The organism is Lactobacillus sp. 23-2 (genome assembly GCF_044902225.1).
Classification (GTDB): Bacteria; Bacillota; Bacilli; order Lactobacillales; family Lactobacillaceae; genus Lactobacillus; species Lactobacillus absianus.
The window spans coordinates 66,090-88,497 of record NZ_JAOQBX010000004.1; the positions used below are offsets into that span (position 1 = coordinate 66,090).

Genomic DNA, 22,408 nt, shown 5'->3' on the forward strand with positions numbered 1-22,408 from the left:
TTCTTGCTATTGTTTATTATTTTGCCTGAAAAGCCAGAGCCTTATTCAACCGTTACGCTCTTAGCCAGGTTCCGTGGCTTGTCAACGTCCAGCCCCTTGTCCTTTGAGGCGTAGTAGGCCAGCAATTGGGCAGGAACGACGGAAACCAGGGCTGACAGGTAGTAGTCGATTTCTGGCAAAACGATGGTGTCGCCTTCCTTGGCGAACTGCTTGCCCACGATCGTGATGACGTTGGCCCCGCGGGAAGCGACTTCTTGAATGTTGCCGCGGGTCAGGTCAGCAGTTACCGGGTCATTGATCAAGGCAATAACTGGCGTGCCGTCTTCAATCAGGGAAATAGTCCCGTGCTTCAATTCAGCTGCCGCAAAGCCTTCGGTTTGAATGTAGGAAACTTCCTTCAGCTTCAAAGCCCCTTCCAGGGAAACGGCGTGGTCAATCCCGCGGCCGATGTAGAAGGCGTTTCTTGAAGGTATCAGGTACTTCTTGGCCAGCTTTTCGATTGCTTCCTTGCCGTCAACGATTTCCTGGATCCCTTCAGCCGCGATGCTCAAGCCGTGCTTGAGGTTCCAGTCCTTGGCTTCCTGCTTGCCCAGCTTTTCACCAACAGCCTTGGCCAGGATGGCTTGCAGGGCCACTTGGGCCGTATAGGCCTTGGTTGAGGCAACGGCAATTTCCGGACCAGCCTTGAGCAGCATAGTGTAGTCAGCTTCCCGGGACAAGGTTGAGCCTTCAACGTTGGTCATGGTCAAGCTTGGAATATGACGCTTGTTGGCTTCAGTCAAGACCACGCGTGAGTCGGCGGTTTCGCCAGACTGGGTCAGGAAGATGAAGAACGGGTGCTTGGACATCATTGGGAAGTGGTAGCCTGCTTCTGAAGCGTAGCCAACTTCAGTTGGAATGCCGGCAAACTTTTCAAAGATTTGCTGACCAACCAGGCCCGCATGGTATGAGGTACCAGCGGCAAAAATGTAGATCCGGTCTGCCTTTGATACGGCGTCAACGATCTTGGCGTCAACGACTGGCTCGCCGTTTTCGTCAAGGTATTCAGTTGACAGGCGGCGCATTACTGCTGGCTGCTCGTCAATTTCCTTGAGCATGTAGAATTCGTAAGTCCCCTTTGAGGCAGCGTTTGGGTCAATGTCGAGCTCGTGTGATTCACGTTCAACCTTGTTGCCGTCAACGTCTTCGATTTCGATTGAGTCCTTGGTTACGTCAGCATGGTCGCCATCGTTCAAGGCAATGAAGGTCTTGGTTTGGTCCAAAACTGAGATGGCGTCTGAAGCGATGATGTTGAAGCCGTCGCCCAGGCCCAGCATCATTGGACTCTTGTTCTTAGCCAGATAGATGTGGTCTGGCTTGGTGTTGTCCACCAGTAAGAAGGCGTATGAGCCCTTAACCAGCTTCAAGACCTTCTTGAAGGCGTCGTAGCCTGACAGGCCTTCTTCATCGGCAAACTTGCCAACCAGTTGGACAACGACTTCGGTGTCAGTTTCAGAATTGAAGTGTACGCCCTTAAGGTACTTCTCCTTCAAGTCAGCGTAGTTTTCGATCACGCCGTTGTGAACCAGGTAGAAGCGGCCGTCAGCTGAGTAGTGAGGGTGAGCGTTGGCTTCGGTTGGGTGACCGTGGGTAGCCCAGCGAGTGTGGCCAATCCCCGTGGTCCCTTGTTCATCAGGAGTCATTTTCTCTTCCAGGTTTGAAATCCGGCCAACTGCCTTGGTCAAAAATTCATGCCCCTGCAAGTCATTCAGGTAGATACCGGCTGAGTCATAGCCACGGTATTCAAGATTCTTCAAACCGTTCAATACAACTTCTCTAGCCGGCTTGCCAACTACGCCTACAATTCCGCACATAAAATAAATCTCCTTTTCGCGATAGTCTCTTTAAGATTGGTCTAGTTCAATAGCCAATATTGGACTACTTGCTTTTTACGTTTGCAATAGGAATATTAGCCGCTTTGGTCTAAAAGGTCAAGTCTTAAATCTTAAAATTGGTATAAATTGTCCGGATGCATGGAAAACTTAACTTTAAATTAATAATTTTACCAAAAAGGACCGCTCCTGCTTAACAAACAGAAGCGGTCCCGCCGTTATTCACCTTTTTTCTTAAATTGGTCTGGCTGCGGCCGTTTTTCGAAAATTAAGCAAAAAACACCTATCTAAGTCAGCAATGCCATCAGTTAAGGAATTAGCATTGCTGAATTAAATAGGTGTCTCCCCGTTCATTTGCGTAAAAGCCTTACCTGGCCTTCTTCTCATCGTCTTCGTCATCTTCAGTTTCGTGAACTGGGATTGGCCGGTGTTCAATCGGCGTCGAGAAGGCAATTTCGGTCTTGGTGCGGCCAAACTTCTGCAGCTCGTTGACCAAGTGGTCCAGTTCTTCAGGCCGCTTGTAAGACGCCTGAATCAACATGGAGTAGTCACCGGTAATACAGTCGCATTGGACGACGTTAGGAATCTTTTCGATAAAAGGATAAAACTCGCTCTTGTCTTCTGGCTTGACTTCCAAGTTGATGAAAGCCTTAACCACATAGCCCATGGCTGAGTAGTCAATATCTGCGTAGTAGTTCTTGATCAGGTTGGTGGATTCCATTCTTCTGATCCGGTTGGCTACGGCAGGAGACGACATAAAGTTGGCTTCAGCAATATCCTTTACGGAAGTACGGGCATTTTCTTCCAGCATTTGCAAAATGCGGCGGTCGGTTTTATCAATCTTGTATTCAACCATTTTATCCCCCTAATTTACCCTAATTAAATAACTTACATTTGTAATAAACTATATTTTATGCCTAAAAAAATTAAGTGCAAGTACTTTTATTAAAGAAAATTAAGTTTTACGGCTTAAGCTTAAAAAGAGCAACTCTTGTTTAATCTATATCCAGCCTAGGTAAAATTTAATTTATTAAGTACTGCTGATTTTACTTAGTTTTATAAAATAACAGGAGCCGAACGTTCATGATCCAGCAGCCATTGCTTTCGCTCCAGCCCCCAGGCATAGCCGGTCAGCTGGCCCCTGCTGCCCACAACCCGGTGGCAGGGAATAAAAAGCGCCAGCGGATTGCGGCCCACGGCCCCGCCAATGGCCCGCGGGGCCGTATGCAGCCGGTCAGCCAAATCCTGATAGGTCACCGTCTGTCCATACGGGACTTGCAGAAGCTGGTCCCAAACGGCGGTCTGAAAGGCCGTTCCAGAGGCATGGAGCTTGGGACGCTGGAGCTCGCGGCCCTCAAAGTAGGCCTCAAGCCAGGCCGCAGCCTCTTTCAGCGGCCGCGGCAAGTCCCGCTGGCGATTGCTGCTGGCCGCTCCCTCTGCCTCAGCAACAAATTCCGCGCTGACTAAGCCGGCTTCACCGCCCCTGAGCATCATGACTCCCAAAGGCGTCTGGCAACAGGTGCTGCTTTCTGGCATTGGCTCACCCTCTTTTCCAAAAAACAGTTTTGATTACATTTGCTAAAATAATTATCTTCTAATTATAGGCGCTTATATATTTAAACTTTTCTTAATAAAAGAATTATACTTAAAATCAACTTAAAAGAAAAGGGATAGACAAAATGTAAAGGCTCACATGTTTCAAAAAACACGTGAGCCTTTACATTTTGCTATTTTTGACATTGTTTTCGTGGCAATTGAAATAAGAAATGCATTAATTTTCAGTGCTGGTCAGCTCCATCTTCAATCTCGTCACCGCCTTTCTTTTCGTTTGACTTCTTCATTTGCCAAAAGCCGTTTTAAGCGCTTTCACTTGTACTATTTGTGCTTATATGCTACTTTTTGTATAAGAATGCTTTAACCTGACTGGCAAGGGGGACAAAATGAACGAACAAGAGCTGCAAGACATCCTGACCACCTTTCATGAGGCAACCAATCTGAATATCTATGTCTTTAAAGACGGAGCCCAGACCTTCCAGGCTACGACCGCCCTGGCTCCCGACCTGAACGCCAGCGTCTGCAGCCAGCTGCAAGCCAGCCCGGAATACGTCCGCATCCTGTTGCAAAAGAAGCACAGCATCATCGCGGCCTTTATCTGGAAAGACTGGACCATCGTCGGCTGGTCGGTCGACTATAACATCCAAGGCAAGGGGACTTATGACAGCAAGGCGCCATTATTGGGCATTGAGCAGTTCTCAGCCCAGATCAGGACCCTCTACGCCCTCTTTTACCATAAATTTCCCAAGGAAATCCGCCACCAGACCGAGCTGCGGGCGCTGCTGGACACGGCTTTTCAAGGAGAGATCCACTCTGACAACACCTACCAGGGCTATTTGTCCGAACAGATGCTCTGGGATAAGATCGCCCAAGGAGACGAGGAGGGATTCAACCAAGCCTACCGGACTTTTATGAGCACGGGAATTTTTGGCACTTTCAATGCCGGTGAGCTGCGCAACAAAAAGGACCTGGCCATTGCCACGACCACTCTAGCCACCAGAGCCGCCATCCGGGGCGGCCTGCCAGCCAGAACGGCCTATGCCTTGAGCGACCGGATTATTGCCGAAACCGAAAAGCAGACCGTCATCACCAATATGTACGAATACAACCGGACGATCAGCCTCCAGTTTCTCCGCCAGGTGGCCAGAAGCCGCCGCCAGCACGTCCTGCCCTTGGTCAACAAGGCCCAGCAGTTTTTGCAGGAAAACATGACGACCGTGCAAAGCGTCCAGGAAGTGGCCGAATACCTTGGCATCAACAAGTCCTACCTGATGCACCTGTTCAAGGCCAATACCGGCCTGGCCGTCAAGCAGTACCTGACCCAATTGAAGATGGAAGAGGCTAAGCGCCGCCTGGTCTTTGGCAGCCAGAGCCTGGCCGAGATCGCTGCCGACCTGGGCTACAAGGAGCAGGGTCAGTTCTCCAGGACCTTTAAGAAGCTATACGGCGTCACGCCCTTGGAATTTCGGCGAAACAGCCGGATGTAGCCGCGGATGCCGAGATCAAAAAATGGTCCAGATCAAGCACGATCTGGACCATTTTTCTATAAACAGGTAATCCCCGTAACCAAGCCCAGCACTACCCCTGGCGCGTTGGCGATAATGATTGGCCAATCCTTTTTAGGAGCGGTCCAGCCATAGGCGACCCAGAGGCTGGCGTTGACCGCGGCCACGAAGGGCTGGACTGGATTGCCCTTCTGTCCGGCCAGGTTGCTGGCGATCTGAGCGAGGTAGGAAACGTACATCAGGACGGAAATCACGGATGCGATCCGGCCAATATTCTGGTTAAGCTTGTTATGTGTCATGGTCTGTTACTCTTTCTTGCTGCACTTTTTGACTTAATAAGTACTTTGATTTTATTTAAAGGAGAAACTGCCCGCAATCAGCAAATCCTTGGCTAGTCATGGTCATTTCCCAGTTTCTTGCTGAAAGACCGCGGCAACTTGAATACGATATCCGCAAAAAAAGCCAGCTTCTTTTACAGAAGTTGGCTTCTTTGTATAAAAATGCTGTTTCTTAGGCTTTAACCCGCTTTTTGCCTTTAGCGGCTTTAGCCCGGCCTTTGGCGGCTGGCTTTTCCTTGGCTTGGATCTTGGCCGCGGCCTTGGCCTGCTTCTCAGCTTCCGCCTTGGCCCGGGCGGCCGCTTCCTCCTGCTGGTGCTGGCGGATCATTCTTTCCGCCAATTCCGCGACCGTTTCCACCTTAGCCAGCTTGGCGGCCTTTTCCTTGGCCGCCTCTTCTTCCTTGCGGGTAAGCACATCGTCGACCACCTCGCCGATCTGCTTGGCTGGGTTGCCAGCTACGACGGCGTTGTCAGCCACATCCTTGTCAACCACGGCACCAGGCTTGACGATCACGTTGTTGCCGATCTTAACCCCCGGCAAAACCATGACTCCGGCCCCCAGCCAGACGTCATCGCCAATCGTGACTGGCTTGGCGAGCGTCGTCCGGCTGCGCCGCTGGCGCGGTGACTCTGGATGATCGATGGTCGTGATCAAGACATTGGGCCCAATCATGCAGTAGTCCCCAATCGTCACTTTAGCCGCGTCAAGGATGGTCAGGTCATTACCGCAAGTCCAGTGGTGGCCGATAAAAATATTCTTCCCGTTCTCACAGGTGAAGCCGCGTCCGACTACAGGCTCCACGCCCAAAGCACCCAAGTGCATCTTCAGGCGCAGCAGCTGGGCCGGAATATCCAATTCATTGCCTTGTCTGTATTCGCTTGTCCACATAATTGCCGCTTCCTTTGCTCGTAAAATCTCCGGATCGTCCAATTTGTAGGGCTTCCCCTTCCGCATTTTTTCTAGCTCGGTTTCTGCCATATAACTTGATTCCTCATTACTGATTGATTAGCTCTACATAATATTATCTAGAAAAATCCGCTTAAATACAAGCTTAGACGCCTCAACTGGTTAAGCCCTTTCAAAAAATAAAAATCAAAGGGAGCGGGCCCTTAGCAAGGCCCACTCCCTAGTGAGTTTCATTAACTAAATTAAGTTCTCCGCGGCAAAAACCTTTCTAGAACCCGACATTGTCCAAGGTGTAATCCTGGCAGCTGACCAAGTAGGCTTTAGTATCGCCATTAACCACAATCAGCTGGGCTTTCATCTTGCACAGGTAGTGCGGGGTAACAAAGTTGCTTTCGGCTACGCCCTTTATCTGGTCTGCCTGGCGCAGGAGGCCTTGAATCTGGCTGAAGAACGGCTTGCTTGGATCGCTGGTCAACCGGTTGGCCTCCGCCATCGTCTTAACGCCCAGATACTTGACCCAGTCCTTGGACGCCTTGTTGGCATAGATCGTCTGGTAGACGTCATCTTTGACCAGCAAGATGGTTACTGGCAGCGTTTGGCTGGACGGCCGCTCATTTTCATCGTTAAAGGGATAGCTCGCATTCAAGACATTGACTTTCCCGATTTCCCGGTAGAAAAAGTGCTCTTCTGGCGTCTCATATTCCAGCTGCTTTTCCGCGATGACTTTTGCCAGTTCTTCCTTGGGACGGGGCTTGGAGAAATAGTAGCCCTGGGTCAAGACGCAGCCCAATTCGTGCAGGAAGTCGTATTCTTCCTTCTCTTCCACCCCTTCAGCCAGGGTTTCGATGTTCAGGCGCTTGGCCATATCGATCACGTCCATCAAGATGATCGGCGTCTTCCCGTTGGCATGGCGCAAAAAGTCCATGTCGATCTTGAGCAGGTCGAAGTCAAAGTTCTGCAAGCTGTTCAAGGAAGAAAAGCCGCTGCCAAAGTCATCGAGCCAGACCTGGTAGCCATCTTCGTGAAAGCGCCGGATGTGCTCCTTGATCAGGTCGGCGCCATTGTTCAAAAGGGCTGATTCGGTAATTTCAATCCGGATCTCATCGCGGTCAACCCCATATTTGGCCAGCAAGCCGTTGATCTTGTCATGCAGGCCGGACATTTCCAGGTCGTAGCGGGACAAGTTGACCGAAACGGCTGGGTGCGGCCGGCCAGCCGCAGCGGCATCGCGCAAGTCGCGGCAGACTTGTTCCAAGATAAAGAGGTCCAGCTTGTGGATCAGGTGTCCCTGCTCCAGAACGTCGATGAATTCAGCCGGGTTCATGAAGCCATAGACTGGGTCGATCCAGCGGGCCAGCGCCTCAAAGGTGCTGATCTTCTGGCTGAAAGTATCCACGATCGGCTGGTAGAAGACCTTGATCCAGCCCTTCTTGACGGCTTCGTCGATATGGCTCAGCAGGTAGTTGGTCCGCATCAAGTCGTCTTCCATCTTTGAATTGTAGCGGCAATAGTAGTTCTGGTAGTCACCGACCGTATTGTTGGCAGCCATCCTGGCCCGGTCGACCGCTGGCGTGGACAGCTCATCATCGCTGTCCAAAGCATAGATTCCGGCCCGGATGGAAACAGCAAAGCGCTCATCGTTGATCATTTCGTCGTGAACGGCCTTGATGATGGCTTCCGCCTTGTCATCAGGCACAAGCACGTAAAAATGATCGGCAACTGCCCGCGCGGCGTAATGCGTCTCGGCGATGGTCTGGATGAGCCGGCTTAAAGTCCGCAGCAGCTCATCCCCAGCGCCAAAGCCATGCTCACGGTTGAAGATCTTGAAATTGGTAACGTCGATGTAGACCACGTCCAGCTGCTCTTGATGCTTGTTCTTCTGCTCCATCAGCTGGTCCCGAAAACTGGCCAGGCTCATCAAGCCTGTCAAGGGATCAACCTGGGCGCCCTTTTCAACAAAGAGGGAGTGGCGCAGCAGGGAAGCCATATAGCTTGAAGACAGCTGCAGGATTGGCAGGCAGAGCTCAAATGAATCCGCGCCTGGATTGTCCACCCCAATAGCCCCGACCATGCGGCCTTCAAAGAAGAAGGGACAAATTGCCAGCTGGTCGATCTTCTGCGGCTTCAAGATCGCGTGCATTTCCGGATCCAGCTCCCGGTAGGCTTCCATGTCGGTAATGTAGTAGCCCTCTTTATTAGCAAAGGCTGAAACCCAGTGGGTGGAATAGAAGTCAAACGGCAGGTCCTGCAGCTTACTGATCTCTTTTTCCACGCCCTCGGCACACCATTCAAAGGTATTGTCAAAGCGGTCATTGGCATTCACTTGGAAAATGTAGGTCCGGTCAGCATTCAGACCTTCACCCAGTTCCTTTAAGAAGGTCACCACTGAGTCATGCGGCGTCCCGTCCTTGATTGCCCGGTCCATGCAGCGATTCAGCATTCCCACGTATTTAACCAATTCCAGAGCCATTTGCCCATCAAAATCCGCCGCGTCGAAATCCCGCTTAAAAGAACCGTATTTATCCAAGTTCCACCTCACACTGATAAAAAATAACGCTGATTCCAATAAATCAGCAAACGTACTAGACAAAGAAGACACCTCTCCGCCTTCTTAATCGCGGTGGGTGTCCCTTAAAAAGATGCTTTAAACACTATATGTTATTTCTGTTTCAAAATCAAGTTATTGCACCTGTATAATCAGCCACTTATAAGCAAATGCTTTTGGCAAAATCGGGTCAGCTGTCGTTATTTGCTAACTTTTCACTATTATCGTCCTTTTCAGCAATTGCTCATCTTTCATGATTAATCCAGAAAACGTTGTCTTACTTGATTTATTAAAAAAGATACCTCCCGAAAGCGGTGGTGTCTGCTGCCTTGACTGTTGCACCCGCTTGCTCAAAGCTGGTCATTTTTTGTGAAAATTAAAGGTGGGCTGCTTTTGGGGTTAAATTTCAAGAAAGGCTTTAAATGATTCTATAAGTTCCAAATAATAATTGGCTGGCAAATTTGCCCCAAAACGTGAAAAAATCTTTATTTTGTAACAGAATTGTATCAAATACTTTTTTATGATAAACATGCTCAATTCTTTGGCGGCTGAATCGCTTGATTCTGCTTGCTAAAGTGGTATTCCCCGGTCAGGCTGCCTTCCAGGAACTGCTGGGCCAAGGAATTTGGCCGGATGCTTGCTCTGGCCTCAGGCACGCTCATCCACTGCCAGGCGTCGACTTCTTCGTTGGCCTGCACGGCTTCTTGTTCATCCACCGTGACCGTGAAATTGAGCATCAAGGTGTTGGACGGGGCAAAGTAGTGCGTCCGGTTAAAAGACAGGCTCTTGGCGTGCAGGTGGAGTTCTTCCAGCAGCTCCCGCGCGCAGGCAGCTTCAGCGTCCTCTCCCTTGTTGACGTAGCCGGCAACTAAAATATAGGAATCGCGCCCATACTGCTTGATCAAGATGACCCGGTCATGCTGCTCGTTCATCACGATCATGCTGACGGCCGTTGAAAAAATAGGGAAGCGGAAGTCCGCGCACTGCTTGCAGTAGGGAATCTCCCCTTCATTTTTTAAGAATTTCTTTTCCAGCTTGCTCCCGCATTGGGGACAATAATTTAGTTCAAACATGACGTTTCTTTTCGACCTTTTATTGCTATTGTTTTATATTAATTAGCGGTTATCATGCCATTTTTTCAAAGATACTTGTTGCCCTCACGGATGCTGAGCGGGCTGAGCGCGGACTGGTATTTTTCAATAAACTCCCGCACCCAGGCAGGCTTGGTCTTGGAATAGTCGCGCAGGGCCCAGCCGATGGCCTTGTTGATAAAAAATTCGCTGCTGCCCAGGTTGTCAGTAATGATCTTGCCCAAGAGCTCCTGGTCAGTCTGCTCCTTCAGTCCCAGCTGGAACTCAATCGCGCTGCGCCTGATCCAAAAATCCGGATCCTGGGCCCAGGTCAGCATGACTTCTTTAGTCCGGCCATCGCGAAGCGACAAGCTGCCCAAAACCTTCACCAGGGCATCGACCGTGTCCCACCAGGACTTGGTCCGCAGCAATTCATACATTTTCTCCAGGTCCTCATAGGTCACGCAATTTGCAAAGCGGCGCACGTAGTCCACGCCCAGGTACTGCATTTCCCGGTAGTCGTCTTTAAAGCAGAGGAAAACGAAGTCCCAGTCCAGCTGCCGGCTTTTGTATTCTTCTTTCAAGAAATCCCGGCAAAGCTCCTTTCTAACTGGCGAGGCCAGCCCGTAGTACTTGAACTGATCCCGCATGTACCTGGCCATTTGCGGGGCTCTTTCAGGGTCGCCCGCCTGCCTGAGCTCGTCTTTCATCAATTGGTATTTTTCCTGACTGGTCATTTTTTGCCTTCTTGCTGCGCGTTCTATCATAATAGACGTTAATACATGTCAACATAGTATATAACAGCTTTATTCTTTAGACTAGCCTTTTCTTTATAGCAAGCTTGGAGAGCTAACTTTTTCTAGGCAACTCTGCTAAAATATTAGCGTTAAAGATATATTTACGGAGGATTGCATGAAAAGAAAACTGACTTTAAACGAATCATTGACAATTTCCAGCATGCTCTTCGGCCTTTTCTTCGGGGCTGGGAACCTGATTTTTCCAGCTTATATGGGGGAAGCCGCCGGCAGAAACGTGATCTGGGCCCTCTTGGGCTTCCTGGTCACTGGGGTGGGCCTGCCGCTGCTGGCAATCGCGGCCTTGGGCATTTCCCACTCTGACGGCGTCTTGACCCTGAGCGAGCAGGTTTCCCGCAAGTACGGCTACTTCTTCACCTGTGCCCTGTATCTGACCATCGGGCCCTTCTTCGCCATTCCGCGCTGCTTTACGGTGCCTTTTGAAACTGGGATCAGCCAGCTGCTGCCTGGCAACTGGTCCAAGCAGACTGCCCTCTTCATCTTCTCCCTGGTCTTTTTTGCCATTATGCTCTGGTTCTCGCTAAGACCTGGCCGGATCATGGACTGGATCGGGAAATTTTTGACCCCGGCCTTCCTCTTGTTCTTCTTCTGGATCATGATTACCGCCTTAATCCACCCTCTGGGCAGCGCCAGCGCGGTCAAGCCGGCCGGCGAGTACGCCAGCGCGCCGTTCATCAGCGGGATCCTGGAAGGCTACAACACGATGGATGCCTTAGCCGGCCTAGCCTTTGGGATCATCGTCGTCTCCTCGATCAGAGCCTTCGGGATCACTGAGCCCAAGCAGATCGCCAAGTCAACCATCCAGACGGGGATTCTGGCCTGCCTCTTGATGGCCGTCATCTACGGAATCACTTCCTTTGTCGGCGCTCAAAGCCGGCCAGCCCTGGGCCTGGCCGCCAACGGCGGAGAGGCCTTGAGCCAGATCGCCCGCCACTACTTCCCAGGCTTTGGCTCAGTCCTGTTTGCCCTGATGATCCTGATCGCCTGCCTAAAGACCGCGATTGGCCTGATCACCAGCTCGGCTGAAGCCTTCGTGCAGATGTTCCCAAAGTCTATGTCCTACAACAAGTGGGCCATCCTCTTCAGCCTGATTGCCCTGGCCATCGCCAACGTGGGCCTGACCTCCATCATCGCTTTCTCAGTCCCGGTCCTGATGCTGCTTTACCCGCTGGCCATTGCCTTGATTCTGACCTCCCTGACCGCCTCCTTCTTCCACTTCGGCAAAGGAAGCTACGTGGTCATGACGGCCGTAGCCTTCATCTGTGCCTTCGGCGACTTCCTGAGCGCCCTGCCGCCTAGCCTGAGCAAGGCCGTCAGTGGAATCACCGATATCTACGCCAAGCTTTTGCCCCTCTTTAAGGACGGCTTGGGCTGGCTTCTGCCAGTTGCCATCGCCTTTTTAGTCATGGCTGTCTGGTCCAGCATCCGCTATCGCCAACGATAAACAGTCAAAAACAGCAAGCAAAACGGATCCCCCGTCTTACGGAAGGATCCGTTTTTGTAATGTTGCTGTTTTCAGGCAGCTATTGCTGTTCTTTTACAAAATTGGTCTGATTGGCAGAATAATATATCAAACTAGTTATCACTAAATTAGCAAAAAATAAGTTCCTGGTGCTTGACGACCGGGCCAATTATCGAGATGATTATATCATGCCAGTTTGTACTGGTATGAGAAGGAGAGCTAACGGACCGGCCGCGTTTGAGCGTCGCTGGCTGGTCTAGACTTATTGCATAATTGCTATTTAGCAGGTGCAAGGCTCAACTTTATTCCCATAACTTACATCACATTTAATAATTTACATCCACATAATACAGAAACGGGACTCCTCGCGCTTGGCGGGGAATCCCGTTTTCTTTTGGCTCAGAACAAAACCTGGGCCCATTTCTTCCGCCGGTCAGCAAAGCAAGACTGCCCCAGCAAGTCCTCGACCTCGCGATCCGCCTTGCAGTAGTAGTCCTCGCCGCCCTCGATGAAGATCTGGTAGCCGGCATGGGCCAGCAGCAAGAACTGGCAGGCCAAATCCAGATCGCGCGTCAGATACTCCCGCCCGAGTGCATAGCAAAGGCTTGGGTGTGGCAATAAGCGCTTGACTGCCAGGTGCAGGTCAGCCGCGAAGGCCCAGGCTGGCCCTAAAAGCTGCTCGACAGCCTGCTCATAGTATTCAATGGACCGCTGCCGGTCTTCAACGCCCCACTTGCTGCTGGAATAAATGTCCCCCAGTTTGTACATGGCGTTCACATTTCCTTTGCGGGCGGCAATCTTGAAATAAGCAATGGCCAGGTCCCTGTTGCGGGCGATTGAGCGGCCATATAAGAAACAATAGCCTAAGTTGGAAATGGCTGTCGCCTCGCCTAAGGCCGCGGCCAAGCGGTAGTATTCAACCGCCCGGGCATAGTCGCCCTTCTTGTAGCAATCTGCCCCGTGGTCATTCAGGAACCCTCCGTCGCCGGCATCAAGGGCCTCGCGGTCAGCTGCAGTCAATTTGAAATTGCCATACATCTTTCTTCCTCCTTTACGACCTGTTAAAAAGTCAGCCGCATCTGGTACCAGGTCACTCCACCGTGGGTTGACCCGCTGACCCCTTCGTTCTTGAAGCCGAACTTGGCATAGTAGTGAAGCAGGCGGTCCTTGCAGGTCAAGACCAAGCCCTTGCGCCCCTGCTCCTTGGCATCGGCGATCGCGGCCTTGAGCAGTTCTCCGGCATAGCCATGCTTGCGGTAGGCGGGCAGGGTGTTGACGCCAAAAATCATCTGCCAGGCCCCATCTTCCTGGTGCAGCTCGGCTTTTGCGTACATCTCGTCAGTCAAGTCGGCCGCATCGGTCACAAAACCGTCCACGAAGGACACCAGCCGGTCACCGTCAAACATGAGCCAGAAGTGGTTGCCATAGTACTTTACCCGGCCAGCAAACTCTTCAGCCGTTGCCGCCTCCGCTTTAGGGAAGCACTCGCCTTCCACTTCCGCCAAGGCCTCCAAGTCTGCTGCCGTCGCGTGTCTGATTTCCATAATGCTGCCTCCTGCTTTTTTGACCTTATCATAACAAAAATAACCGCCAGTCACTGGCGGTTCTGCTTAAAATTCTTATCTTTTGCGGTCTACCCGATCTTAAAGCCATCGCGGCCGCTTTGCTTGACCTGATAGAGCAGGCCATCGGCTTGCCTCCTGAGATACTCGTAGTCCACGACTCCCTTGCCGGCATACATGGCCGCCCCAATGGAAATTGAGACGCTGTTGCCATCGGGGAAATCATCCAGCGCGTCGATCTGGTCGCAAAGATCGGTCAGCCGCGCGGCCAGGCGCCGGCGGTCTTTTTCCCCTTTAATAAAGACGATGAACTCATCCCCGCCAAAGCGCATCACAATGTCATTTGAGGCAAAAAAGCGCTGCAAGGTCCGGGCCACCTCGACCAAAGTCCGGTCGCCGATCTCGTGGCCAAAGCTGTCATTGACGCTCTTGAAGTAGTCGACGTCGATCATCAGCAAGACGCCTGGGGTCTTGGCAAGCAGCAGGCTTTCAATCTGGCTTTCAGCCCCCCGCCGGTTGTAGATTCCCGTCAACGGGTCATATTCCCCCTGCTCCACGCTGCTGATGCGGGAGTTCAGGATAAACATCTGCCCGGTCCAGCCAATCAAGAGGGCCAAAAGCGTGTGCTTAACTTCATGCAGGGCTATCTGCCGCGGCTGGCAGATGAAGGAAACGACCGTAAAGGCCAGGGCGATCAGGACTGAATAAAGGGACAGGCGCCAAGGCCGGTCATAAATGAAAAAAGGAAAGACTGCCAGCATCAGCATGATGGAATAGCCGATCAAATCCGGCGTCACCACTGTAGCCAAAGCGATGCCTGCTACAATTGCCGGCAGCTGAACCAAATAAGCAAACAGGGTCGTGCCGCGCTCCATATACGACCGGATCTGCTGGCAGTAAGCCAGATAGAAGGCAGTGTAAAGCACGGACGTGAGCTTGAGCAAGAAAGTATCCGCGCTGTGCATGGCACACAAAAAGACCGTCAGTGGCCCAAACAAGCTGAAGAAAGTAATGCTTTCCTTGTTGATTTCGGCAATCCTGTCCGGCCAGACCGTAAAGCAGTTGTTGTTGAACAAGTGCCGGTAATAGCGCCAGACCGCGCCAATAAGCGTGTACTTATCCTTGGGTTCCTTGATTTTCATTATGCCTTTCTTTCCTTAAGCTTCGAGTACTTTAAATTATATTTTATCATTTATCAGAATAAAGAAACTTTAGATCGTCAAAATTCTTACAACTTTTTTACTTTTTTAATAAGGATCATCGATCATTCAATTGCAAAGCCGTCACGACCATTGCACTTGGCCTTGTAGAGCTGCCGGTCGGCCAGGCCATCGTAGATCGCTGCGCCAACTGAAACCGAGAGCTCTTGTTCATCAGGCAATACCCGCAGCTGGTGGATTTTCTGCTTCAGGTCAGTCAGCTTGGCTTCAACTTCCATCCTGCTGGTCACCCCGTCGATAAAGACGATAAATTCATCTCCGCCATAGCGCATCACGACATTGTGGTCAGTGAAAAAGACATGCAGGGCCTGACCGATCGACACCAGGGTCTGGTCGCCGAATTTGTGGCCATAGGCATCGTTGACCTGCTTAAAGTGATCGACGTCGATCATCAGCATGGTGCCAGGGTGGTGGCCGTTGACCAGGGCCCGGATCCGGTTCTCAGCCCCCCGCCGGTTGTACAGGTGGGTCAGCGGGTCATATTCTCCCTGCTCAACGCTGTTGATGCGGGAGTTCAGGATAAACATCTGCCCGGCCCAGCCGATCAAGAGGGAAATTGCTGTATGCAGGCACTCATGCAGAAAAAGCGGAAAGGGCTTGAGGAAGAAGGCCAGTCCCAAGAACGTGGCCGCGATTGCCAGCGAGTAGCCAGTCAAGCGCCACGGCTTGTCAAAGATAAAGAAGAGAAAGACCGCCAGCATGATCAAAATCGAGAAGCCATTGCCAGCCATATTCAAAAAAGTACTCATAAACAGACCAGCCAAGACAGCCGGCAGCTGAATCAAGTAGGCAAACAAGGTCGTTCGCTCATTCATATGCTTTTGGATTTGCAAGCCGTAGATGGCGTAAATAACCGCATAGAGCACAAACAGCAGAAATCTGCCAGCGATTCGTGGATCATGACAGGCACAAACTATGATCGACAGGGGTCCCAGCCAGGTAAAAAAGCCGATGCTGGTCCGGTTGATGGCCGCAATCTTATCCGGCCAAACCGTAAAGCAGTTTGAGCGGAACAGGTGCTGGCGCAGTCTCTTGATGGAATAGAAGCCGGTTTCTGCCTTCTTTGCTTGTTGTTCATAACATTTTCCTTATACACTTATATATGCACAATCATTCCTCGACATGCATAGCATTCCAAAAAACAGTCTGAACGCTATTGTACGCTCCTTATTGCACAACATCAATCATCTTGCCTTAACTTTAACAGAATCAGGCGTAGGTCAATAGCAAGCTTGCTATATTAGTTGGCAAAAAAAGCGCAGCTTGCGCCGCGCATCTGGATTGATTATTTTGCTGTTTTAGAAGAGCTCTGGATGATTTTCCAGGGCATCCTCTGCCGTTATTTCGCGAATTGGGCGGCATGGGATGCCAACAGCCAGCGTGTTTGCGGGGATGTCTCTCGTAACCACGCTGCCAGCCCCGATTACGCAACCCTCGCCAATCGTCACGCCCCCGCAAACGGTGACGTTGCCGGCAAGCCAGCAGTTGTCGCCGATCGTTATCGGCTTGGCGTATTCCTTATCGGTCGCCGTGCCGTCAGCTTTCAGGTACTGGTTTCTGTCCTGCCAGCGGAGGGGATGCATCGGCGTCAGCAGGGAGACATTGGGGCCAATAAAGACGTTGTCGCCAATCGTCACTGGGCAGCAGTCAACGCAGGTCAAGTTGAAGTTGGCGTATGAATTTTTCCCGATCGAGGTAAAGCAGCCATAGTCGAATTGAACTGGTCCTTGCAGGTAGAAGGCATCCCCGGCAATTCCGAGCTCCTTGAGAATTTCTGTCCGCCGCCCGTCATTTTCAAGCAGGTCGTTAAACTCCTTGCTAAGACGGTGGGCCTTGGCTCTAAGACCAACCAGTTCTGAATCGGTTGAATCGTAGATTTTTCCCGCCAGCATCTTTTCCTTTTCAGTCATTTTTTCTCTCCTTTAGCGTGATGCGGCAATTGGCCGCCGCGCTTTACTTCTATGCTTAACCACAAATCCGGCCAGCAGCGCAAGATTAACGCTGCATGTCCAAGATAATTCATATTCTAGCAGATAGTTGACTTGCCCAACAAATCCAATGATACGGCTCTTGCTGCTGAGAATGCTATTTAAGCCTTATCTCTCAGGAACGGATTTCGCAGATTTTGACTTAGTTAGGGACTTTTCGGAAACAAAGCGCACGGATTTTTGACATAGTCGCCAGAAAATCGGCTATAGCAAGGATTGGCCAGCTTTTATCGCCAACGTCCCTGGCATTAGCTTCGGCCTGATCGCTTCCTTGACTGATCTGCACTAATTTCTCCCTAAAAAATCTCCCCCTAGTAATCTAGAGGGAGATTTTGCTTGCCTATTACAAGTCCAGCAGGCCGGACTGCCTTGGGCTTAGCTGCTAACGGCGGGGAAGCCCCGTCTGAGATTGCCCGCCACTACTTCCCAGGTCTGGGGGCAGTAATTTTTGCCTTGATGATCTTCGTGGCCTGCCTTAAGACGGCCATTGACCTTATCACGGCCTGCAGCGAGACCTTCGTGGAAATGTTCCCGAAGACTTTGTCTTACAACAAGTGGGCCATCATCTTCAGCCTCCTGGCCTTTGGGATTGCCAACGTGGGTCTAACCACGATCATTTCCTTCTCCCTGCCAGTCTTGATGCTGCTCTATCCGCTGGCGATCTCCTTGATCCTGCTGGCACTGACCAGCAAGCTCTTTGACTTTAAGCAGGTCGACTACCAGATCATGACGGCGGTTACCTTCCTCTGCGCCCTGGGCGACTTCTTCAAGGCTTTGCCGGCAGGGATGCAGGTTAAGACGGTTACCAGCCTTTACGGCCGCGTCCTGCCCCTTTACCAGGATGGCCTGGGCTGGCTGGTTCCAGTCGCTGTCACCTTTGTCATTTTAGCTATCAAGGCTTCAATCAGCAAAAAACGCGCCTAACGCAAAAAACAGAGTTTCCTAAGCTAAAGAGGAAACTCTGTTTTTTCTATTTTCTAATGAATTTCTCGTCGCCAGCCACTTCTTCTGCTGAAACATAGCGCTCAACGCTCATGTGGAGGTCGTACTTCTCGCGCAGCTCAGCCAGCTGGCCCATCATCGGCGAAGCATGGTGGGCGTCCAGTGCCTCCTGGTTTTCCCAGCTGTCGATCAAGAGGATAGTTTCCGGGTCAGCGAGTGGCTGGAAGTATTCATAACGGAGGTTGCCGGCTTCTTCCCGGATGGCCTGGGCCACCCCGCTTGCTTCCATTTCTTCCGCGAACTTGCGGGCACTGCCGTTTTGCCCGTGGTAGTAAAGATTAACTGTTAAACTCATATTGTCCTCCTAATTTTAAAAGCGTTTACAAAGCTATTTTAACATGTAAGAAGCAGCCGTTCCTTGCCTAGAACATTTTTTCATAGTTGCCATGGTAGATTTTGGCAAGCTCTTCTTTAGTCAAGTCCAGGCTGTCAATAGCAGAAACGATAAGCTCATTAGCGCCGCTAGGCTGAACCGCGAATGGGGCATCAGTGCCAAAGAGCACATGGTCAATTCCATAGTAATCAATCGTTAGGTTCAAGGCTGCCGGGTTTCCGAGAATCGCGGTGTCAACGTAGAACTTCTTAAAATCCGCCGCGTGGACCGGGTCAAGGATGTGGTCAATCCGGCCGGCAAAAAACGGCACCATCGCTCCGGCATGGTGCACGATGATCTTGCTTTGCGGATACTTTTCAAAAAGATCCGCTTGCACCAAGCCCAGCATGGCCTGCGACAATTCGTACTCCCAGGAGAAGACTAACTCGTTGTCTGGCTTTCTTGGGTCAAAAACCGGGTGCAGCCACAGGGGAACGCCAAGTTCCGCCGCTTTGGCCAGGACCGGCATAAATTCCGGGTCGGCAATGCTTTTGCCCAGATGGCGGGTGTAAATCTGCGCCCCGACCAAAACCGGATCTTGGGCCACCTGTTCAATCACTCTCACTGCTTCAGGAATATTGTTCATCGGCAGGATAGCCACCCCGCCGGCAAAATAATCCCGGTGGCAGCTAACGATCGCGGCCAGTTCTTCGTTGGCCTTTTGGCATAAGGCAGCTGATTCTTCCGGACCAGCGTAGTCTTCCGGGCTGATGTTGACCAGGGAAATGACCTGTTTGACCATCTTGTCTGGCCATAATTTCAGTCGGCTGTCCAAGTCGGCCAGGGTCTTGATCTTAATGAAGGGATACTTGTTCGGGATTTTCGGGTCAATAGCCAGCATCTGCTGGTAAAATTTCTCCGGCAAAATGTGGGCAAACGCATCGATTTTCAATTTGAGCACCTCAGTTATTTTTTATCTCTTGACCAGCTTGACCGTCGCGCTTTCAGCAACTTTGCCGGTCATCATGGTCAAAATTGGGCCCGCCGGATACTTGTTCTTAAAAGCAGCGGTGACTGCCTCGATTTCGGCAGGACCAGTAACTAATTCGTAATCAACTTCGTATTTTTTGCCATTGACGGCAACTTGCCCGCCGTTTTTAGTGCCGAAAGCCACCCACTTGGTGTCGCCGCCCTTAGCGCCTCTGACGTAAAGCTTACCGCCGGCAGGCACCGTCCAGGTCGGAATGTCCTGTTCGAAAGTCTTGCCGTCGTCTTCGTACGGTCGGTTTTGCAGCGCTTCAACATCCGCAAAGTCCTTTAATTCTTCGCTAGTCCATTCAGTCATTTTTTGCCTCCTAATCATCCATGATTTTGTATTCTTCAAAATATGACTTGCCCTTTTTGATTTCACCAGTCTCGTACAAGGAAATTTTATGCTTCAAACGCTTGATGGACCTGTTCAAGTTCCGCTTCTTTTCTTCCAGCATTTCCAGCTGCTCTTTCAGCAGGTCCTCGCGCGCCTCTAAAGTTGAATCGCCCTCTTGCAGCATTTTGGCATAGTCGATTAGAGCTTCAACCGTTACCCCAGAGTGGCGCAGGCAGACGATCATTTCAATCCAGCCCTGCATCCCCTCATTGTAGTAGCGGTTCCCGTTTTCCTTTCGGAGAACTTCTGGAATCAAGCCGATCCGCTCATAGTAGCGGAGGGTGTCCGGCGTAATGTCGTATTTTTTACTGATTTCGGTAATTGATAAATCCGGCATATTTTACTCCCGCATGTCCTGTTCCCAGCTGCCAATCGTATCAACGCCAGCCTTGTCAGCGGCCTTTTCCAGCCGGTCCATTTCGGCAGCAGTCAAATGACTTGCCCCCACCTGAGCGGCGGCGGCAACGTGCTTGGCGCTCGTCACCCCGATGATTGGCAGGACGCCCTTAGTTACCGCCCAGCTCATCGCGGTTTGCGCGATGGTCAAGTCGTGAGCCGCGCCAACTTCCTTCAAAGCCGCGATCAAGTCAGTCAGTTCCGGCAGCTTGGAGTTGTAAACCGCTGCCCGGGCACTGCCGGCCGGGAAAGGATGATCGACGTCATACTTGCCCGTCAAGGTCCCTTGTTCCAGAATCATGTAAGCCCAAAATTCAATTCCGTTCTCCTGGCAGTAATCCAGAATGCCGGCTTGTTCAGAAGTTCGGTCCAGCAGGCTTAAGTGGTTTTGCACGGCGTCCAGCTTAAAACCGGCCGCCGCCAGGATTTCCTGCACCCGCTTGATTTCACTCAAGGTGTGGTTGGATACGCCAACGTGCTTGATCTTGCCTAATTTAAGCAAAGGAATGATTCGCGGCGTCCACTTTTCCACGTCCGCGTCATTGTGGATCCAGTAGTAGTCAACGTAGTCGGTCTTCAGCCGCTTCAAGCTGCCATTAAGCATGTTTTCCACCGCTTTAGCCGTGCCGTCTTCCATTTGCGGGGTGAACTTCGTGGAGATCACGATATTTTGCCGCGGGGTAGCGGCCGCTAGATTGCCCAGGATGCTTTCTGAAGCCCCGGCGCCATATGCGTAGGCCGTGTCCCAGATGTTCAAGCCGTCTTTAAGGGCTTCCTCATAGACCGGCTTGAAGTGGTCCTCATCATAGTGGTTGCCGAAGTAGCTGCCATTATCGCCCCAGGCCCAAGTACCCAATACAATTTTTGCTTTTTCAGTCATATTTATTACCTTCCATGTGTTTCTCTAGCCATTGTTTGCAATTTCTAAAAACAGGATACTACTTGGAGTCAACTCCAGGTCAAGGGGAATTTAGCATCCTTTTTAAAATAGTAAAACATACTAATCTAGTGTTGGATGATTACTCGACGGAGTAATCGTTCAACACTTTTTCTTTTACTATGTAAAGTGGAAATGAAGCCAATGCCGTGGAGTTCTTGGACACTCGATGTCGTAAGCAAAACGGGCAGCTTCACCATTCAATTGTGAATCTCGTCTAAGTATGTTGGCTGTTAAAGTCCTGTTGAGAAAATTAGATCTGATTGAATTGGGTGAAGGCAGCTCATTGATATGACCCCCGAAATTAGTGTCCTAATTTCGGGGGTCATATCACATATTTATTACCGACCAGTATTTTCTTTTTGATCAGCCTGCTTGCGGAACTGCTGGGGGGACTGGCCCGTCAGCCGCTTGAAAAACTGGGAGAACTGACTGGGGCTGGAATAACCCAGCTGCTGGGCCAAATCCGTCACTGAATCGCTGCTAAAGCGGAGCAGCTGCTTGGCCTTCAAAAGCCGCTGCTGGTCGATGTAATTTTTAACCCCCTGCCCGGTTTCTTCTTTAAAGACGTGCTGCAGATAAGACTGGCTGACGTGCAATTGGCCGGCAATTTCCGCCAAATCTGGCGGCGGATTCAAGTGCTCATTGACATACTGCTGGGCCCGGTAAACCAGGGGACTGACCGCCTGCCGCTTCTGCTGGCAGAGGCGGTTGATGAAAATTTCCCCGATCGCCCGGGTATACTCATACAGGTTCGAGATCTGCACGTCGCTCTCTATCCCCTTGATGATCTCATCGCTGACCTGGTAGGCTTCCGGGATGCTTAAGCCCCCATCAATCGCCGCCCGGGTATAAAGAGTCGTGGCGGCAATCGCCATATTTTTCTTGCTTCTCAGAGATGTCGGGTTGAAGCCGCCAAAATTCCCCACCTGGACAAAGTCCCGGAAGTCCTGGTTGTATTTGTCCAGGTCCCCCTGCCGGACATCCGTCATGATTTTTTCTTCAGCCAGATACCCTGCCAAGCTTGGCTGCTTGTCAGACATTGCCAGGCCCAAATTATCCCCGGTCGAAATCTGCCCGATATTTTCCTTAAAGACCGGCTCTTTTTGATACAGCAGCCAGTAAAGGCAAAAGACCAAATGGCGGAAGCGCTCCACGCTCAAGAGGGGAACCTGCCGGTCATAATTCCCCTTTCCCTTTAAAGAATAACTGGTGCTCCAGGCCACGACCAAATTATCTTTAAAGGGAAATGCCGCCAGCAGGCTGAGGTACTTCTCCTGCTTCAGCTGGACCCGCCCGTCTTCTTTAGCCAAGTCCTTGAGCAGGTGCTTTTTCGGCAATACGGCCAGGGGCCGGGTGTAGCTCTCAATAATCTTTTCTTCTTTAACTGAATACAGGCACAGGTCCAAATCCGTGGCCTGCTGGAACTCGCTTAACAGCTTGCTTGTCTCTGCCATCTCTGTAACCGCTCTCTTTTTAACGTTTTGTCTAAAATTA

At 51.1% G+C, this 22,408-nt stretch carries 22 protein-coding genes; 3 read left to right on the forward strand and 19 right to left on the reverse strand.

Translation table 11 applies throughout. The annotated features are described in order from the left end of the window. Positions 1-41: 41 nt before the first annotated feature. From glmS to OCH80_RS02650, 3 genes are all read right to left on the reverse strand, one after another. A complete protein-coding gene (gene glmS, locus OCH80_RS02640) occupies positions 42-1,853 on the reverse strand; it encodes a glutamine--fructose-6-phosphate transaminase (isomerizing) (RefSeq protein ID WP_404537672.1) in 1,812 nt (603 codons plus the stop codon). 385 nt (positions 1,854-2,238) lie between these two features. Then, positions 2,239-2,727: an Lrp/AsnC family transcriptional regulator gene (locus OCH80_RS02645; RefSeq protein ID WP_154549228.1), complete on the reverse strand. Its 489-nt coding sequence runs from the start codon at positions 2,725-2,727 to the stop codon at positions 2,239-2,241. Between the two features lie 200 nt (positions 2,728-2,927). Beyond that, positions 2,928-3,407: a methylated-DNA--[protein]-cysteine S-methyltransferase gene (locus OCH80_RS02650; RefSeq protein ID WP_404537674.1), complete on the reverse strand. Its 480-nt coding sequence runs from the start codon at positions 3,405-3,407 to the stop codon at positions 2,928-2,930. A gap of 404 nt (positions 3,408-3,811) precedes the next feature. Here OCH80_RS02650 and OCH80_RS02655 point away from each other — a divergent pair, with 404 nt between their 5' ends. Beyond that, positions 3,812-4,912: a helix-turn-helix domain-containing protein gene (locus OCH80_RS02655; protein WP_404537676.1), complete on the forward strand. Its 1,101-nt coding sequence runs from the start codon at positions 3,812-3,814 to the stop codon at positions 4,910-4,912. Positions 4,913-4,968: 56 nt separating this feature from the next. On the opposite strand, the gene OCH80_RS02660 is transcribed toward OCH80_RS02655, so the two are convergent. The 5 genes from OCH80_RS02660 to OCH80_RS02680 all read right to left on the reverse strand — a co-directional run bounded on the left by OCH80_RS02660 (position 4,969) and on the right by OCH80_RS02680 (position 10,527). Next, a complete protein-coding gene (locus tag OCH80_RS02660) occupies positions 4,969-5,229 on the reverse strand; it encodes a SemiSWEET family transporter (protein ID WP_404537678.1) in 261 nt (86 codons plus the stop codon). Positions 5,230-5,440: 211 nt separating this feature from the next. Continuing rightward, positions 5,441-6,157, reverse strand: coding sequence for a DapH/DapD/GlmU-related protein (locus OCH80_RS02665; protein ID WP_404537680.1), 717 nt, complete (start codon positions 6,155-6,157; stop codon positions 5,441-5,443). A gap of 286 nt (positions 6,158-6,443) precedes the next feature. Further along, entirely contained in the window at positions 6,444-8,702 is a 2,259-nt protein-coding gene (locus OCH80_RS02670) for an EAL domain-containing protein (protein ID WP_404537682.1), read from the reverse strand. 551 nt (positions 8,703-9,253) lie between these two features. Then, a complete protein-coding gene (locus OCH80_RS02675) occupies positions 9,254-9,793 on the reverse strand; it encodes an NUDIX domain-containing protein (RefSeq protein WP_206987651.1) in 540 nt (179 codons plus the stop codon). Between the two features lie 65 nt (positions 9,794-9,858). Then, the gene (locus OCH80_RS02680; RefSeq protein ID WP_404537684.1) at positions 9,859-10,527 is read right to left on the reverse strand and encodes a DNA alkylation repair protein; all 669 of its coding nucleotides are present in this window, start codon (positions 10,525-10,527) and stop codon (positions 9,859-9,861) included. Between the two features lie 175 nt (positions 10,528-10,702). On the opposite strand from OCH80_RS02680, the gene brnQ reads away from it, so the two are divergent. Then, a complete protein-coding gene (gene brnQ, locus OCH80_RS02685; RefSeq protein ID WP_404537686.1) occupies positions 10,703-12,049 on the forward strand; it encodes a branched-chain amino acid transport system II carrier protein in 1,347 nt (448 codons plus the stop codon). Between the two features lie 417 nt (positions 12,050-12,466). Here the strand turns inward: brnQ and OCH80_RS02690 are convergent, their stop codons facing one another. The 5 genes from OCH80_RS02690 to OCH80_RS02710 form a co-directional block, all read right to left on the reverse strand. Next, positions 12,467-13,105: a tetratricopeptide repeat protein gene (locus tag OCH80_RS02690; protein WP_404537688.1), complete on the reverse strand. Its 639-nt coding sequence runs from the start codon at positions 13,103-13,105 to the stop codon at positions 12,467-12,469. Between the two features lie 23 nt (positions 13,106-13,128). Next, positions 13,129-13,611: a GNAT family N-acetyltransferase gene (locus tag OCH80_RS02695; RefSeq protein WP_404537690.1), complete on the reverse strand. Its 483-nt coding sequence runs from the start codon at positions 13,609-13,611 to the stop codon at positions 13,129-13,131. Between the two features lie 89 nt (positions 13,612-13,700). After that, entirely contained in the window at positions 13,701-14,771 is a 1,071-nt protein-coding gene (locus OCH80_RS02700) for a GGDEF domain-containing protein (protein ID WP_404537692.1), read from the reverse strand. A gap of 122 nt (positions 14,772-14,893) precedes the next feature. Next, positions 14,894-15,715 (reverse strand): GGDEF domain-containing protein, encoded by an 822-nt coding sequence (locus tag OCH80_RS02705; protein ID WP_404537694.1) that lies wholly within the window; start codon positions 15,713-15,715, stop codon positions 14,894-14,896. Positions 15,716-16,147: 432 nt separating this feature from the next. After that, positions 16,148-16,759 (reverse strand): sugar O-acetyltransferase, encoded by a 612-nt coding sequence (locus tag OCH80_RS02710; RefSeq protein ID WP_404537696.1) that lies wholly within the window; start codon positions 16,757-16,759, stop codon positions 16,148-16,150. 414 nt (positions 16,760-17,173) lie between these two features. Here OCH80_RS02710 and OCH80_RS02715 point away from each other — a divergent pair, with 414 nt between their 5' ends. Continuing rightward, entirely contained in the window at positions 17,174-17,761 is a 588-nt protein-coding gene (locus tag OCH80_RS02715; protein ID WP_404537698.1) for a branched-chain amino acid transport system II carrier protein, read from the forward strand. A 46-nt stretch (positions 17,762-17,807) separates the two neighbouring features. Here the strand turns inward: OCH80_RS02715 and OCH80_RS02720 are convergent, their stop codons facing one another. The 6 genes from OCH80_RS02720 to OCH80_RS02745 form a co-directional block, all read right to left on the reverse strand. After that, complete coding sequence (locus tag OCH80_RS02720) at positions 17,808-18,134, reverse strand: putative quinol monooxygenase (protein WP_404537700.1); 327 nt, start codon at positions 18,132-18,134, stop codon at positions 17,808-17,810. A gap of 67 nt (positions 18,135-18,201) precedes the next feature. Beyond that, the gene (locus tag OCH80_RS02725; RefSeq protein WP_404537702.1) at positions 18,202-19,104 is read right to left on the reverse strand and encodes an amidohydrolase family protein; all 903 of its coding nucleotides are present in this window, start codon (positions 19,102-19,104) and stop codon (positions 18,202-18,204) included. 21 nt (positions 19,105-19,125) lie between these two features. After that, complete coding sequence (locus OCH80_RS02730) at positions 19,126-19,497, reverse strand: DUF2255 family protein (RefSeq protein WP_270447357.1); 372 nt, start codon at positions 19,495-19,497, stop codon at positions 19,126-19,128. A 10-nt stretch (positions 19,498-19,507) separates the two neighbouring features. After that, positions 19,508-19,915, reverse strand: a complete 408-nt coding sequence (locus OCH80_RS02735; RefSeq protein WP_404537704.1) for a MerR family transcriptional regulator — start codon at positions 19,913-19,915, stop codon at positions 19,508-19,510. Between the two features lie 3 nt (positions 19,916-19,918). Beyond that, the gene (locus tag OCH80_RS02740; protein ID WP_404537706.1) at positions 19,919-20,854 is read right to left on the reverse strand and encodes an aldo/keto reductase; all 936 of its coding nucleotides are present in this window, start codon (positions 20,852-20,854) and stop codon (positions 19,919-19,921) included. Positions 20,855-21,252: 398 nt separating this feature from the next. Continuing rightward, positions 21,253-22,368 (reverse strand): helix-turn-helix transcriptional regulator, encoded by a 1,116-nt coding sequence (locus OCH80_RS02745; RefSeq protein WP_404537707.1) that lies wholly within the window; start codon positions 22,366-22,368, stop codon positions 21,253-21,255. Positions 22,369-22,408: the final 40 nt, after the last annotated feature.

Bases quoted from the DNA above. Each gene is read 5' to 3' on its own strand.
- glmS (WP_404537672.1), bottom strand. From the start codon at position 1,853: ATGTGCGGAATTGTAGGCGTAGTTGGCAAGCCGGCTAGAGAAGTTGTA.
- OCH80_RS02645 (WP_154549228.1), bottom strand. From the start codon at position 2,727: ATGGTTGAATACAAGATTGATAAAACCGACCGCCGCATTTTGCAAATG.
- OCH80_RS02650 (WP_404537674.1), bottom strand. From the start codon at position 3,407: ATGCCAGAAAGCAGCACCTGTTGCCAGACGCCTTTGGGAGTCATGATG.
- OCH80_RS02655 (WP_404537676.1), top strand. From the start codon at position 3,812: ATGAACGAACAAGAGCTGCAAGACATCCTGACCACCTTTCATGAGGCA.
- OCH80_RS02660 (WP_404537678.1), bottom strand. From the start codon at position 5,229: ATGACACATAACAAGCTTAACCAGAATATTGGCCGGATCGCATCCGTG.
- OCH80_RS02665 (WP_404537680.1), bottom strand. From the start codon at position 6,157: ATGTGGACAAGCGAATACAGACAAGGCAATGAATTGGATATTCCGGCC.
- OCH80_RS02675 (WP_206987651.1), bottom strand. From the start codon at position 9,793: ATGTTTGAACTAAATTATTGTCCCCAATGCGGGAGCAAGCTGGAAAAG.
- OCH80_RS02680 (WP_404537684.1), bottom strand. From the start codon at position 10,527: ATGACCAGTCAGGAAAAATACCAATTGATGAAAGACGAGCTCAGGCAG.
- brnQ (WP_404537686.1), top strand. From the start codon at position 10,703: ATGAAAAGAAAACTGACTTTAAACGAATCATTGACAATTTCCAGCATG.
- OCH80_RS02690 (WP_404537688.1), bottom strand. From the start codon at position 13,105: ATGTATGGCAATTTCAAATTGACTGCAGCTGACCGCGAGGCCCTTGAT.
- OCH80_RS02695 (WP_404537690.1), bottom strand. From the start codon at position 13,611: ATGGAAATCAGACACGCGACGGCAGCAGACTTGGAGGCCTTGGCGGAA.
- OCH80_RS02700 (WP_404537692.1), bottom strand. From the start codon at position 14,771: ATGAAAATCAAGGAACCCAAGGATAAGTACACGCTTATTGGCGCGGTC.
- OCH80_RS02710 (WP_404537696.1), bottom strand. From the start codon at position 16,759: ATGACTGAAAAGGAAAAGATGCTGGCGGGAAAAATCTACGATTCAACC.
- OCH80_RS02720 (WP_404537700.1), bottom strand. From the start codon at position 18,134: ATGAGTTTAACAGTTAATCTTTACTACCACGGGCAAAACGGCAGTGCC.
- OCH80_RS02730 (WP_270447357.1), bottom strand. From the start codon at position 19,497: ATGACTGAATGGACTAGCGAAGAATTAAAGGACTTTGCGGATGTTGAA.
- OCH80_RS02735 (WP_404537704.1), bottom strand. From the start codon at position 19,915: ATGCCGGATTTATCAATTACCGAAATCAGTAAAAAATACGACATTACG.
- OCH80_RS02740 (WP_404537706.1), bottom strand. From the start codon at position 20,854: ATGACTGAAAAAGCAAAAATTGTATTGGGTACTTGGGCCTGGGGCGAT.
- OCH80_RS02745 (WP_404537707.1), bottom strand. From the start codon at position 22,368: ATGGCAGAGACAAGCAAGCTGTTAAGCGAGTTCCAGCAGGCCACGGAT.